We start from the raw sequence: 13,024 nt of genomic DNA on the forward strand, positions 1-13,024 counted from the left end.
GTATGCCGCGCCGTCCAAAAGGATCAGATCCATCACCTTCCCCACTTGGGGATCAAGAGCAATTTGAGCGATCGCTCTTGGACGTTGAGACTTCGCTTGCGGATCTCAAAGAACGCTATGCCCAAGTGCAGCAAGACAAGCAACGGCAAGCAGAACTCCAACAGCGATTAGACGATATAAAAAAGGAACAAAAGCTTTCCCAGCAGCGACAACTTCAAGTCGAGCTGCGGCGCATCAAAGAAGAGCTGGATACTATAGAACTTAACTTAGAAAGTCGTCTATTTTCTTGGGACAGTTTAAAAGAACCTTTTTGGCAAGCTGTCCGCTTTGCAGGACTTGGCATTGTTGTAGGCTGGATCTTGAAGTCCTGCGCTGGGTAGGGGTTAGCAGGTTGAAAAGGTGGCAAGTTGAAAGTTAAAGCTTCAACCCTCAATTTTCAACCCTTTAACTATCGAAACCTTCACTTAGCAGATAACAACAGATAACAACATGGTGACTCGACGGATTGCAGACATATTGCGAAATGGTCAGCCAGATGAGCCGCTGACGATCAAAGGCTGGGTACGAACGAAGCGGGAATTGAAAGAATGTGCCTTTGTTGAAGTCAACGATGGCTCATCAATGGCTAATCTCCAAGTGGTACTCAATCCGGATTTGTCAGATTATGGAAACATCATTAAGCAGCTGAACACGGGTGCTTCTGTAGAAGTTGCGGGTGTGCTGGTAGAGTCTCCGGCAAAAGGACAGCGGATTGAGCTGAAGGCAGAAACGGTGAAAGTCTATGGGGAAGCCGATCCCGAAACCTATCCGTTGCAAAAGAAACGTCACTCATTTGAGTTTTTGCGAACAATTGGACATTTGCGATCGCGCACCAATTCCTTTGGCGCAGTGTTCCGCGTCCGCAACGCCTGTTCCTATGCAATTCACCAATTCTTTCAAGAGCGAGGATTCCTCTGGGTTCATACTCCGATTATCAGCGCTAGCGACTGTGAAGGGGCGGGAGAGATGTTTACCGTCACCAACCTCAACCTGAAGGATATCCCCCGCACAAACGCTCAGGAGATTGACTACAGCAAAGACTTTTTTGGACGCCCTGCCTATCTCACCGTCAGCGGGCAACTGGAAGCGGAAGTCATGGCAATGGCATTCAGCAATGTTTATACTTTTGGCCCCACCTTCCGAGCAGAAAATTCCAATACTTCTCGCCACTTGGCAGAATTTTGGATGGTAGAACCAGAAATGGCTTTCTGCGATTTAGAAGGCAATATGGACTTAGCAGAAGCCTTCCTGAAGCACGTTTTTAAGTATGTGCTGGATACGTGTCCTGAAGATATGGAGTTTTTTAACCAGCGGATTGATAACTCCGTTCTCGCTACAGCAGACAATATCATTAACAACGAGTTTGAACGGTTGGCTTATACGGATGCGATCGCGCTTTTGGAAAAAGCCGATAAAAAATTCGAGTATCCCGTCAAATGGGGCTTGGATTTGCAGTCAGAACACGAACGCTATCTGGCTGAAGAAGTCTTCAAAAAACCTGTCATCCTCACCGACTACCCAGTAGAAATTAAAGCCTTTTATATGCGTTTGAGCGACGATGAAAAAACCGTCCGCGCAATGGATATCCTCGCTCCCAAAATTGGCGAAATTATTGGGGGATCGCAGCGGGAAGAACGTCTGGATGTGCTAGAACGACGAATTCAAGCTCAAGGGCTAAATCCAGCAGATTATTGGTGGTATCTCGATTTACGTCGCTATGGCACGGTTCCTCACGCTGGCTTTGGTTTGGGGTTTGAGCGCTTAGTACAATTTATGACCGGAATGGGCAATATTCGGGATGTGATCCCCTTCCCTCGTGCGCCATTAACTGTAGATTTTTAAGTTCAGTAGGGTGGGCAATGCCCGCCCTACTGAAAGCCCAAAAAGCACAAAGGCAAAGTATGAAATCTTGAAACTATATTTAATTAGCTGACTTGACACGACGGCGGCTGCGACTTAGTAAGGCAAGCGCACCGAAACCGAGCAAAGAGCCAACAGTACCAGGCTCCGGAACGGAGGTGGCAGCAAGACCAACAATATTGCCGCCGCCATTAAAAGTACCCAGTGTTGTAGCAGCACCTGTGGTCAAGTTAATGCTGTAAATGTTCGAGCCAGAAGCTGCGAAGGCATTATTGACAATGCTACCTCCCTTCTTGGTCGTTACAATGTCAAATCCTCCAGTTTCGCCGAAATCAACACCTAGGGAGCCAATCGTGTTCAGAATGCCAGCATTGGGCGGGTTCTGCTGAACCAATGTGTCGAGAGCAAAGTCAATTCCGTACAGTGCGGTTGTGGTTGTCCCAGCAAACGAATTAGTGTAGGCCGCAGCGGTAATATTGGGGTTAGTGCCAAAGTTGGGATCGCCAGCCGCATAGGCTAAGGTTCCATCGGTAATCACGGCACCGCTATCTACGTTAATGCGAAGGTTTTGGTCATTGCTACCGACAAGCCGCAGGCGGTCAGGTACTGGATTGAAGTCAAATCCTGACGTGACTCCTCCAGAGAAGGGAGCGCTGAGGTTACTTACCAAAGTCGCAGCACCTGTGGTGGTATCAATCGTATAAATACCGTTCTTGTCTGTGACACCGTAGAGAAGACCATCGGCTGGTCGAAAGTCGATACCTAGCAAATTTTCGCCCTTAAGCCCCGTGACCTCAACAGTTTTACTAACCTTGGAAAGTTTGCGGTTGAAGAAAACTAGACCGTTATCGTCGTTTAGACCAATCAGCTTCATGGTCGCTGCCTCTGCGGGTTTGGCAACGCCGAGCAGATCGAACATCGTGGCTACAGTTAATGCAGCGATCGCTGTACCAAGCTTAATTAGTTTCATGGGTAGTTCTCCGACTGCTAATTTTTTCTAGTTTTGTCAGTCAAGCTCAACAAGTAACTAAAACTACGCAAATATGCTTAGTTTTAAGGGTGATTGACAATGACTGTGTACTGTACGGAGGAACTATCACTACGGTTTTCAGTCAGAGTCTATCTTTACAAATTCTTTAATTAGCAGCCTCTTTTCGCTCAAAAGATGAAGTTTTGATGAAGTTTTGATGAAATGCTTGTTTAAACTACGTATGGGAAAACTACGGAAAGCAGAAATTTTCGATTCGTGTTTTAAGGCAGCGTGAATTAGTTACAAAGCTTTTCAAAATCAATACTCAGAAGACCTTCGTTAGAGCCACGTTTTTCTAAAGCGCAGTGAGGCGGTTGAACTTGGTTCTAGCAGAGACGGTGTCAGAACGGTGCTAAGGAGCATAGATTTATTAACTGCCAATTTCCTGCATAGGGGTATGGCATTGCCATGCGCCTATAGAACGTGAATGAGTGTGAATTATTTAATCCGCGTTCCTAAGTAGCCATGATGAGCTGTCTATACCAGAACGCAGTTCATCATGGCTACTTAAGGACTTGAGGATATTGAAATTAGGGATGTGCTGTCAGCTCATCGGTTAAATTAGCCTTTTGTCAGTCAGCTAGTTCAGACTCGATAACGACTCTAGGAAACTAAAAGGCACAAACTCACAAAAAAAGCTGGTGACAAGATTTGAACTTGCGACCGGCTGATTACAAATCAGCTGCTCTACCCCTGAGCTACACCAGCAACCAATGTATAGAATAGCAATTTTTGAATTAAATATCCAGTCCTTTCAGTATTAATACTCAATTCTTTCCCAGGAACATCAGCCAAATCATCAAAACTAATTTGGGCTGGAGTCGCGATCGCCCTCCCCTTCCTCTCAACCAAACCTCTGGTTGAAATTTCGCAGAACTAGACACAAACGTTCTTAGTTGCTGTAAAATCTATGTTCGTACCCAAAATTACGGTATCCCGACCGATGTACCGGGGATTCAAGGAGAGCGTTCATGCGTTTGTGGCAAATTACTCGGCTTAAGGCACTTCAACCGTGGAAACAACAGACAGCCAGATGGCTGAAGGTCACTTCCCGGAAGGGTTTTGTGTCTCTGTTCCTATTGGGGATGAGTTTAAGCGTAGCGATCGCATCTTGCGCCCCCAGCAACTCTAATTCCCCGACAACTACTGCTCCAGGTAGTGCTAGTCCCGCGGCAAAAACCGGCGATGCACAAGTAACCCTCGTCTCCTACGCAGTGACTCGCGCCGCCTACGAAAAAATTATTCCCCAGTTCACTGCTAAGTGGAAGCAGGAACACAACCAAAACGTTACCTTCAACCAAAGCTATGGTGGATCTGGCTCCCAAACCCGTGCCGTAATCGATGGTTTAGAGGCGGACGTTGTAAACCTGGCTCTCGCTCTTGATACCGAGAAGATTGAGAAAGCCGGGTTGATTGAAACTGGTTGGGAGAAAGAAGCACCGAATGGTGCAATTGTCACCAGATCTGTTGCAGCACTGGTTACTCGCGAGGGCAATCCTAAAGGAATTAAAACCTGGGCAGACTTAGCCAAAGATGGCGTGCAAGTCATTACAGCTAACCCCAAAACTTCTGGTGGCGCTCGCTGGAACTTCTTAGGTTTATGGGGTTCTGTGACCAGAACGGGCGGTGATGATGCTAAAGCCCAAGAATTGGTCACTAAAGTTTACAAGAATGTCCCCGTGCTACCGAGAGACGCCCGCGAAGCCAGCGATGTCTTTTTCAAGCAAGGACAGGGAGATGTTTTAATCAACTATGAAAACGAAGTAATATTGGCTGGACAAAACGGTCAGAAACTGCCTTATGTCGTGCCCGATACGAATATCTCCATCGATAGCCCTGTCGCCGTTGTGGACAAAAACGTTGACAAACACGGCACAAGAGAAATTGCAGAAGCGTTTGTCAAGTTTCTGTATACCCCAGAAGCCCAACGAGAATTTGCCAAGGTGGGATTCCGACCCGTTGATCCGACAGTAGGGGAAGAAGTCGCGAAGCAGTATACCCCAGTTAAAACTCTCTTCACCGCTCAAGATTTAGGGGGCTGGGACGAGATCCAGAAGAAGTTTTTTGATGACGGAACAATTTTTGACAAAATTCAAGCTGGTGGCAGATAAAGACTGACTAGGAGCTAATTGCTAGTTGCATCATGATCAACCAACAAAAGATTAAGATTCGTTAGCAATTAGCCACCAGTAAAACCAAGAACAAGTACCAAATTTCATCATCCTTATAATCCTGGATACTTTCCTATGGCTGTATCGGCTCCTCCTCAACAAACTTCTGTGTCGAAAAACCCATTTCACCAGATAACCAGTATGTCCTGGCCTTGGCGGATTACTTTGGGGTATCTCACCTTCATGCTCATCCTGCCCGTGTCCGCCCTTCTGTTGAAAGCAAGTACAGAGAAACCGATTGATTTTTGGAGGATTGCTACCAGTCCCGTCGCTCTTGCGACCTACGATGTCACCTTCATCACAGCCTTGATTGCGGCACTGCTGAATGGGGTGTTTGGCGTTTTGATTGCTTGGGTTTTGGTTCGCTATGAGTTTCCATTCAAACGGTTCATTGATGCAGCCATTGATTTGCCTTTTGCGCTGCCTACTTCAGTCGCGGGTTTGACACTGGCAACGGTCTACAGCGAGAACGGTTGGATTGGTTCCCTGCTAGCACCTTTGGGGATTAAGGTGGCATTCACGCGATTGGGAGTGGGGATCGCGATGGTGTTTATCTCCTTGCCATTTGTGGTGCGAACCTTGCAGCCTGTATTGCAAGAAATGGAGCATGAAATTGAAGAAGCCGCTTGGTCTTTGGGAGCCTCTAAATTTCAGACCTTTTGGCGGGTTGTTTTGCCACCTTTAATGCCAGCAATTTTAACAGGTGTAGCGTTGGGATTTGCCCGTGCTGTTGGAGAATATGGCTCGATCGTAATTGTGGCGGCGAATATACCTTTTAAGGACTTAATCGCCTCTGTTTTGATTATTCAGCGATTGGAACAATATGACTATTCAGGCGCAACGGTGATTGGCACCGTTTTATTAGTAATTTCGCTGTTAGTTCTAATCGTAATTAATCTTTTGCAAGCGTGGGGACGACGGTATGAACTCTAATGTAGCAGGGAAGTCTTTTAATCCAGATTCAAAAACGCCTCAAGTCTCCTCAATCCAGAAGGAAAAAAGCTGGGTAAAATTTGTTTTGATTGGGGTAGCGATCGCTTACTTAGCTGTAATTCTGTTCATTCCAGCCATCAACGTCTTTGTGCAAGCATTTAAGGGAGGGATTGGCCCCTTTATACACAATCTGACGGAACCCAACTTTCTTCATGCTGTAAAGCTGACTATCTTGATCGCCCTAATTGTCGTACCGATGAATGTCGTGTTTGGACTCTGTGCAGCCTGGGTGGTCGCACGACATCGATTTCGGGGTCGAACCTTTCTCATCAGCCTTTTAGACATCCCCTTTGCCGTATCCCCAGTTGTCGCTGGACTGATGATCGTGCTGCTCTATGGACGCAATGGTTGGTTTGGGTCGCTGCTAGCGGCAGCAAACATAAAAATTATTTTTGCCGCGCCTGCAATGATATTGGCGAGCGCATTTATTACGATGCCTTTTGTCGCCCGTGAAGTGATTCCCGTTTTGGAAGAAGCTGGTTCAGATCAAGAAGAAGCGGCTAAAACGTTGGGTGCGAATGACTGGCAAATCTTCTGGCGCGTCACTCTGCCGAATATTCGCTGGGGTCTCCTCTACGGCGTCATTTTGACCAACGCCAGAGTCATGGGCGAGTTTGGTGCCGTCTCGGTTGTATCTGGCAATATTGCGGGCAAAACTCAAACCCTGCCGTTGTTTGTGGAGGAAGCTTATAAGCAATACCAGACTCAAGCATCTTTCTCAGCCGCCGTTCTGCTTGGCGCACTCGCGTTAGTGACCCTGGTCTTGAAAGAAATTCTAGAGCGTAAAACCAGTATTAAAGATGTTGAATAGGAGGAATTGAAGACTATGTACAGTACAAATGACTTGCCTGTAAATACCTCTAAACCAGCTCAATCTACGACTGGGCACGAAGATAACAGACCTACTAAAATGCGTGTCAGAATCCGCATTCCCAAGGAATATCAGGAAGATCCAATCATCTCACGACTAGTCTCTCACCACGGTGTCACAGTTAATATTGCTGCTGCCCTTTTAGGAGCCAACGCTAGAGATGATGGCTGGTTTGACCTAGAACTCTCAGGATCGACTCGCCAACTTCAAAGCGCCTTAACTTATTTGAATGAACTGGATCTAGAACTGTGGGGCAAATCTGACAGCGAACAAGATGGGTGGTAACGAAAATTTAAAAAGGCAAAATTAATAATTTCTATTATTAATTTTGCCTTTTTATTTGTTAAGCCATATTACTCTCAATCGCCCAACGAGCTAACTCCGTGCGGTTATGGAGATTCGTTTTACCTAACATATTGGATACGTGGCTCTCAATCGTGCGCTGAGAGACGTTCATCTGCTCAGCAATTTCTCGATTTGCCATACCTCTTGCCACAAACTGAACTACTTTCAGCTCGGTCGGGGTTAATTCTACAGTGTCAGGTACCTGGAGTTTCGACCCTCCTTCAGTTCCTCTAGCTGGATGATGAATTAGGCGAGTGGCCTGCTTAAGAGAAGATTCCACTTGCGCCACCAATTCTTCAGGCTCAAAGGGCTTGACCATGTAGACATCTGCCCCAGTATTGAGACCCTTGACTCGGTCTTGGCTTTGACCTTTCGCTGAGAGGAATAGAACTGGAATCCAGCTGATGCGGGGATCTTCTCTGACGTGTTGCACAAGGGCAATTCCGTCCATCTCTGGCATCATGACATCACAGATAATCATGTCAGGAATATCATGCTCTAGAACTTCCAGTGCTTCCCGACCATTTTCAGCGGTGATGACTTCGTACCCCCGAAATTCCAGGTAGTCCTTGACCAGCAAAATCAGGTTGGGGTCGTCATCAATCAGCAACAGTCGTTTGTTATCTCTTATACTGGTGTCTTTCATGCTGTGCCACTCGCCAAGCCTGGAATTGTGAAAATTTTAACCGTTTTGTACGTATAGTTTACGTTTTTTTCAGCACCCTGCTGCACCGACTCCTACTAAGTCTAGGCAATTCCTATAATCTCTTTTTAGAAAATTATAGTCACTGACATGGGTCACAACGACGAAAATCTAGTAGGTACACGGAAGAATATAACGTAGCTACTATGTTACTGTATAGGGTTTTGGTAGTGGATGAACTAAGAAAGCGTATTCTTGCACAATTTTGTTGCCAATCAGATGTTCTTGGATAATCCGCTCAATGACTTCAGGAGTCGCTCTACGATACCAAACACCATCTGGGTAAACGACTAGAATTGGGCCTTGGGAGCAAACTCGCAGACAGTTTGCTTTGGTGCGGAAAATGCAAAGAGGGCTTTTGTCGGAAGGCTTGTCTAGTTTTAGCTCTTTAAGTCGCTTTTTCAAGTAATTCCAAGATTCTAAACTGGTTTCCTTGGAGCAACACTGGGGTAAGGTTGGATCGGCACAGATGAAGACATGGCGCTGAATTTGATTCAGTCCCAAGGTCTGCACACAAGCGGCGAGAGCGTTTGGGTCTGATGATTGACAAGTTTCAGGAATTTCAGGGCTAGATTCAGCCACTGTGTTTTCAGTCATTATTTATTTGATTTCCTTGGAAGAAGCGAGATATCCGTTTTTTAGGAGATTTTAGCGGTTCCAATTTTTTTTAGCAGATTGAGTGCGATCGCGCTATGCCATCCCAATGACTAAAGCTATCTTTGTGTCTTAAGCATTTCTACTAAAGTCTTCCGACAACCGGATAAGTTCGGGAACCCGTACAAAGAATTTTGTTGCGATCGCACACTGGTTGGGCTAAATTAGCACTCAGAGGTTGAGAGTGCTAATTCTCAACGAACGAATCGTGTGTCTTGAGTCAAACCTGTAATAGGAGCGAAGTTTGTATGGCAGCTGTATCTCTAAGCGTATCCACTGTTAAGCCGCTGGGCGATCGCGTTTTTGTGAAAGTGAGCGCTGCTGAAGAGAAAACCGCTGGTGGAATTCTTCTTCCTGATAATGCCAAAGAAAAGCCTCAAGTAGGGGAAGTCGTCGCTGTGGGACCTGGCAAGCGCGATGACAAAGGCACTCGTGTTGAGTTGGAAGTCTCTGTGGGCAACAAGGTTCTCTACTCCAAGTACGCTGGCACAGACATCAAACTCGGCACAGAAGAGTACGTTCTGCTCTCAGAGAAGGACATTTTAGCAGTCGTTTCATAAAGTTATGAGTTCTGAGTTGAGAGTTCCGAGTTAAAAACATCTGCTTAACTCAACACTCAAAACTCAACGCTCAACACTCCTTCAAAACTCAAAACTCAAAACTCAAAACAACTGAGGAACTATGGCTAAGCGCATTATTTACAACGAAAACGCTCGTCGCGCCCTGGAAAAAGGGATGGACATCCTAGCTGAAGCTGTGGCTGTCACTCTCGGCCCTAAAGGCCGCAACGTGGTACTAGAGAAGAAGTTCGGCGCACCACAAATCGTGAATGATGGTGTCACCATTGCCAAAGAAATTGAATTAGAAGATCACGTTGAAAACACGGGTGTCTCCTTAATTCGTCAAGCCGCTTCTAAGACCAATGATGCTGCTGGTGATGGCACTACGACTGCAACTGTTCTCGCTCATGCAATTGTAAAAGAGGGCTTGAGAAACGTTGCTGCGGGTGCAAATGCAATTTCTCTGAAGCGCGGGATTGACAAAGCCACTGGCTTCCTGGTGGAAAGAATTGCCGAACACGCCAAACAAGTAGAAGATTCCAAAGCGATCGCTCAAGTTGGTACCATCTCTGCTGGTAACGACGAAGAAGTCGGTCGGATGATCGCTGAAGCGATGGATAAGGTGGGCAAAGAAGGCGTCATCTCCCTAGAAGAAGGGAAGTCCATGACCACCGAACTAGAAATCACCGAAGGGATGCGCTTTGACAAAGGCTACATCTCTCCCTACTTCGCTACCGACATGGAGCGGATGGAAGCGGTTCTGGAAGAGCCTTTCATCCTGCTGACCGATAAGAAAATCACGCTTGTCCAAGACTTAGTGCCCGTTCTGGAGCAAGTCGCTCGTGCTGGTCGTCCTCTGATCATTATCGCTGAGGACATCGAGAAAGAAGCACTGGCAACCCTAGTGGTTAACCGCCTGCGGGGTGTGCTGAATGTGGCTGCTGTCAAGGCTCCTGGTTTTGGCGATCGCCGCAAAGCAATGCTGGAAGACATTGCCGTTCTCACTGGTGGTCAGCTGATCACCGAAGATGCTGGTCTGAAGCTGGAAAGCACCCGGTTAGAAATGCTGGGCAAAGCTCGCCGCATCAACATCACTAAGGACAACACCACAATTGTCGCCGAAGGCAACGAAGCTGCTGTGAAGTCTCGTTGTGAGCAAATCCGCCGTCAAATGGACGAAACCGATTCTTCCTACGACCGCGAGAAGCTGCAAGAGCGTCTAGCTAAGCTGGCTGGTGGCGTCGCTGTCGTCAAAGTGGGCGCTGCGACCGAAACCGAAATGAAGGACAAGAAGCTGCGTTTGGAAGATGCCATCAACGCGACTAAAGCTGCTGTGGAAGAAGGGATCGTTCCTGGCGGTGGCACAACCCTAGCTCACCTGACTCCTCAACTGGAAGAGTGGGCAACTGCCAACCTGAAGAATGAAGAGTTGACAGGTGCGATGATTGTTTCTCGTGCTTTGGCTGCTCCTCTGAAGCGGATTGCTGAGAACGCCGGTCAGAATGGCGCTGTCATTGCTGAGCGCGTCAAAGAGAAGGACTTCAACGTCGGCTACAACGCCGCGACGAATGAGTTCGTCGATATGTTTGAAGCCGGTATCGTTGACCCTGCCAAGGTGACTCGTTCCGCTCTGCAAAATGCCGCTTCTATCGCTGGCATGGTGCTGACAACCGAGTGTATCGTGGTTGACAAGCCTGAGCCGAAAGATGGCGCTCCTGCGGGTGCTGGCGCTGGCATGGGCGGCGACTTCGACTACTAATCGTTTTAACGATTGTTGGAGCAATTTATAATTTGCTCCAATGGTAACAAGATTCAAAATTATTTAAGCCGTCTCTATAGAAGAGACGGCTTTTTTATAGATACTAAATTAATTTGTTGATGCGCTTTAGCAAAAGCAGGACACCTCAACTAAATAATTTTTATGCCACCATTTTTTTAACCAAACTAAGGTGTTGTTTCCTGCCAAACAACACCTTAGTTTGGTTGATATGATTAAAACAAGAGCAATTTCAAGTGAAAAGAAATATGAAAACAAAAGATGTGAAAATACTTTGGGGTCGTTCGGGAAATCGGTGCGCTTTTCCTGGTTGTAAAATTGAGCTAACGCCGGATAGTGCAGAAAGTTCGCTGGGGGAAATGGCTCATATAGTTGCTGAATCACCAAATGGGCCTCGTGGTGATAGCTATCTTACCTGTGAGGAAAGGGATGAATACTCTAATTTGATACTGTTATGCCCAACACACCATACTTTAATTGATTCCAATCCAGAAGAATGGACGGTGGATAAATTGAAGCAAATAAAGAGGGAACATGAAAATTGGGTTTCTACACAACTAGCTCAAAATAGAATTTTCGTTGAGCGAATTGATAATTCAAGTTTTATAGAGACCCAGAAAAAAGAATGGGCTAAATTTGCAGAAAATTATGTATGGATTATAGTTAGTATAACACCGCTCAACATATCTAATGATGATGCAATTAATCCCCTAAACAGAGCTTTACTCAATTCAATCAATAGTTTAAAATTATTAAACTACATCTCATATTCTGAAATAACTGTTAACCACTATCATACAAGCCCTAATGAATATGGAGTTGTCAATCAAGACTTAAGAAATATAAAAGAGGGATCAGCTCATAAAATTCAAGTTTTTAGGAATGGTCACTGTGAATTTATGGTTTGCTTAGAAAATATTCTAGAAGTAGATTCTGACCATACTCACCATCAAAATTTGCTGCATAATCCTTCAACAAAGATTCTATTTTATAAAGATATGGCAGAGAGTCTGAGCAATCAAATCGAGGGTTTGATAAATATATGGAATGATGGGCTACCCTTTAAGGATATGTTAATAACTGCTGTGATGACGAATACAACTTATATGCGTTTATATTCAGGGAGAAAAACCTGGAACGGTTATGAATTGGGATCTCCAGTGAGTGATCCAATACTTCAATACAGTAAAGTTATAAATAAAGAAGAAAGCAAAGCTGCGGTAGAGGAGTCGTTTATAAAACGGTTTGTAAACCATTTTGGTTTAAATATTGATACTGTTTTTGATAATAATGGGAATATGAATAAGCCGGGAAAACTCTACTAAGATTGGATTATAGGTAAGACAAAGTAGTTTTTTATCTAGTAATAAAAATCGTCATAAAAATGGAGCAGCAGAAATTGTGATAGTGTATTTTTAAATAAAAAATGCGATGTTTAGTTTTACCAACGCTTCTTTCAAACTTCTATATCAATTTTGTTTGAATTGAGAATAGCTGCCACTTCTTGTAACAGCTCGTTCTGCTCTTGTTGAATCGCTTCTAGCCTAGAGGAAATCTCTGCCAGTCGTTGCTGTTTATCTTGCTGAGTAGATAGAGAATTTGAATCCGGTAAAGCTGGGAGTTCAGCATTCTTGGCACCTGTTAACTGTTTGAAAGCTAAGCCTCCAAACTTTGATATTGATTGAAAACTAACTCCAAATAAGAGCTGAATTAGCTTAAAAGGAGCTTTCAAGATTGATAAGCTAGTTGTTTCAATTAAGCGACCAACTGCTTTGATTAAGCTTCCAGCGATCGCTATCGCAAACAACAAAATAACTAAGCTGACAATTGGGTGATTCGTCGCCCAGATGAATACCTGAAGTAGCCGCAAGACCGAGGGGTGAGCTTGCAGCCACTCATTGATAGAAGAAGCGATCGCTGTTTGAATGGGATTAGACATAGCACTACCAGAGGAAAACGCTTTTTGCGACGTTTGTTCTTATATAGCCTTTGGTTCCTCAATCGTGATGTTATCGCTTTCC

General features: G+C 45.3%; 13 protein-coding genes and 1 tRNA gene. 9 read left to right on the plus strand and 5 right to left on the minus strand.

The features are described 5' to 3' along the window. Positions 1-2 precede the first annotated feature (2 nt). Both NDA06_RS12210 and asnS read left to right on the plus strand, forming a co-directional pair. The gene (locus tag NDA06_RS12210) at positions 3-380 is read left to right on the plus strand and encodes a DUF2203 domain-containing protein (protein ID WP_190986629.1); all 378 of its coding nucleotides are present in this window, start codon (positions 3-5) and stop codon (positions 378-380) included. Positions 381-489: 109 nt separating this feature from the next. Continuing rightward, a complete protein-coding gene (gene asnS / locus NDA06_RS12215) occupies positions 490-1,881 on the plus strand; it encodes an asparagine--tRNA ligase (protein ID WP_190412823.1) in 1,392 nt (463 codons plus the stop codon). A gap of 79 nt (positions 1,882-1,960) precedes the next feature. Here the strand turns inward: asnS and NDA06_RS12220 are convergent, their stop codons facing one another. Together NDA06_RS12220 and NDA06_RS12225 are read right to left on the minus strand one after the other, a co-directional pair. Further along, positions 1,961-2,869 (minus strand): DUF4394 domain-containing protein, encoded by a 909-nt coding sequence (locus NDA06_RS12220; RefSeq protein ID WP_242033975.1) that lies wholly within the window; start codon positions 2,867-2,869, stop codon positions 1,961-1,963. 696 nt (positions 2,870-3,565) lie between these two features. Beyond that, positions 3,566-3,637, minus strand: a tRNA-Thr gene (locus NDA06_RS12225). A gap of 263 nt (positions 3,638-3,900) precedes the next feature. Here NDA06_RS12225 and NDA06_RS12230 point away from each other — a divergent pair. From NDA06_RS12230 to NDA06_RS12245, 4 genes are all read left to right on the plus strand, one after another. Continuing rightward, positions 3,901-5,040, plus strand: coding sequence for a sulfate ABC transporter substrate-binding protein (locus tag NDA06_RS12230; protein ID WP_190686964.1), 1,140 nt, complete (start codon positions 3,901-3,903; stop codon positions 5,038-5,040). A 135-nt stretch (positions 5,041-5,175) separates the two neighbouring features. Continuing rightward, the gene (gene cysT / locus NDA06_RS12235; RefSeq protein WP_190427910.1) at positions 5,176-6,033 is read left to right on the plus strand and encodes a sulfate ABC transporter permease subunit CysT; all 858 of its coding nucleotides are present in this window, start codon (positions 5,176-5,178) and stop codon (positions 6,031-6,033) included. Next, on the plus strand, positions 6,023-6,904 hold the full coding sequence (cysW, locus tag NDA06_RS12240) for a sulfate ABC transporter permease subunit CysW (protein ID WP_190439852.1): 882 nt from the start codon (positions 6,023-6,025) through the stop codon (positions 6,902-6,904). The genes cysT and cysW overlap by 11 nt, the downstream gene beginning before the upstream one ends. A gap of 99 nt (positions 6,905-7,003) precedes the next feature. Then, on the plus strand, positions 7,004-7,249 hold the full coding sequence (locus NDA06_RS12245) for an NIL domain-containing protein (protein WP_347275919.1): 246 nt from the start codon (positions 7,004-7,006) through the stop codon (positions 7,247-7,249). A 58-nt stretch (positions 7,250-7,307) separates the two neighbouring features. On the opposite strand, the gene NDA06_RS12250 is transcribed toward NDA06_RS12245, so the two are convergent. Further along, the gene (locus NDA06_RS12250) at positions 7,308-7,955 is read right to left on the minus strand and encodes a response regulator transcription factor (RefSeq protein WP_190412815.1); all 648 of its coding nucleotides are present in this window, start codon (positions 7,953-7,955) and stop codon (positions 7,308-7,310) included. A 201-nt stretch (positions 7,956-8,156) separates the two neighbouring features. Beyond that, positions 8,157-8,609 (minus strand): ferredoxin, encoded by a 453-nt coding sequence (locus tag NDA06_RS12255; RefSeq protein WP_190986301.1) that lies wholly within the window; start codon positions 8,607-8,609, stop codon positions 8,157-8,159. A gap of 305 nt (positions 8,610-8,914) precedes the next feature. Between NDA06_RS12255 and groES the strand changes: the two genes are divergently transcribed. The 3 genes from groES to NDA06_RS12270 all read left to right on the plus strand — a co-directional run bounded on the left by groES (position 8,915) and on the right by NDA06_RS12270 (position 12,328). After that, entirely contained in the window at positions 8,915-9,226 is a 312-nt protein-coding gene (gene groES, locus NDA06_RS12260; protein ID WP_190986302.1) for a co-chaperone GroES, read from the plus strand. 121 nt (positions 9,227-9,347) lie between these two features. Next, positions 9,348-10,985, plus strand: a complete 1,638-nt coding sequence (gene groL / locus NDA06_RS12265; RefSeq protein ID WP_190412812.1) for a chaperonin GroEL — start codon at positions 9,348-9,350, stop codon at positions 10,983-10,985. 266 nt (positions 10,986-11,251) lie between these two features. Further along, entirely contained in the window at positions 11,252-12,328 is a 1,077-nt protein-coding gene (locus NDA06_RS12270; protein WP_190986303.1) for an HNH endonuclease, read from the plus strand. Between the two features lie 131 nt (positions 12,329-12,459). Here the strand turns inward: NDA06_RS12270 and NDA06_RS12275 are convergent, their stop codons facing one another. Beyond that, the gene (locus tag NDA06_RS12275; protein WP_190986304.1) at positions 12,460-12,942 is read right to left on the minus strand and encodes a hypothetical protein; all 483 of its coding nucleotides are present in this window, start codon (positions 12,940-12,942) and stop codon (positions 12,460-12,462) included. Positions 12,943-13,024 lie beyond the last annotated feature (82 nt).

The sequence above is a fragment of the Trichocoleus sp. ST-U1 genome, assembly GCF_039961835.1.
Classification (GTDB): Bacteria; Cyanobacteriota; Cyanobacteriia; order Cyanobacteriales; family FACHB-T130; genus FACHB-T130.

Excerpts from the sequence above, each read along its gene's own strand:
- cysW (WP_190439852.1), top strand. The coding sequence starts at position 6,023 with ATGAACTCTAATGTAGCAGGGAAGTCTTTTAATCCAGATTCAAAAACG.
- groES (WP_190986302.1), top strand. The coding sequence starts at position 8,915 with ATGGCAGCTGTATCTCTAAGCGTATCCACTGTTAAGCCGCTGGGCGAT.
- NDA06_RS12255 (WP_190986301.1), bottom strand. The coding sequence starts at position 8,609 with ATGACTGAAAACACAGTGGCTGAATCTAGCCCTGAAATTCCTGAAACT.
- NDA06_RS12220 (WP_242033975.1), bottom strand. The coding sequence starts at position 2,869 with ATGAAACTAATTAAGCTTGGTACAGCGATCGCTGCATTAACTGTAGCC.
- cysT (WP_190427910.1), top strand. The coding sequence starts at position 5,176 with ATGGCTGTATCGGCTCCTCCTCAACAAACTTCTGTGTCGAAAAACCCA.
- NDA06_RS12245 (WP_347275919.1), top strand. The coding sequence starts at position 7,004 with ATGCGTGTCAGAATCCGCATTCCCAAGGAATATCAGGAAGATCCAATC.
- NDA06_RS12250 (WP_190412815.1), bottom strand. The coding sequence starts at position 7,955 with ATGAAAGACACCAGTATAAGAGATAACAAACGACTGTTGCTGATTGAT.
- NDA06_RS12275 (WP_190986304.1), bottom strand. The coding sequence starts at position 12,942 with ATGTCTAATCCCATTCAAACAGCGATCGCTTCTTCTATCAATGAGTGG.
- groL (WP_190412812.1), top strand. The coding sequence starts at position 9,348 with ATGGCTAAGCGCATTATTTACAACGAAAACGCTCGTCGCGCCCTGGAA.
- NDA06_RS12270 (WP_190986303.1), top strand. The coding sequence starts at position 11,252 with ATGAAAACAAAAGATGTGAAAATACTTTGGGGTCGTTCGGGAAATCGG.
- asnS (WP_190412823.1), top strand. The coding sequence starts at position 490 with ATGGTGACTCGACGGATTGCAGACATATTGCGAAATGGTCAGCCAGAT.
- NDA06_RS12230 (WP_190686964.1), top strand. The coding sequence starts at position 3,901 with ATGCGTTTGTGGCAAATTACTCGGCTTAAGGCACTTCAACCGTGGAAA.
- NDA06_RS12210 (WP_190986629.1), top strand. The coding sequence starts at position 3 with ATGCCGCGCCGTCCAAAAGGATCAGATCCATCACCTTCCCCACTTGGG.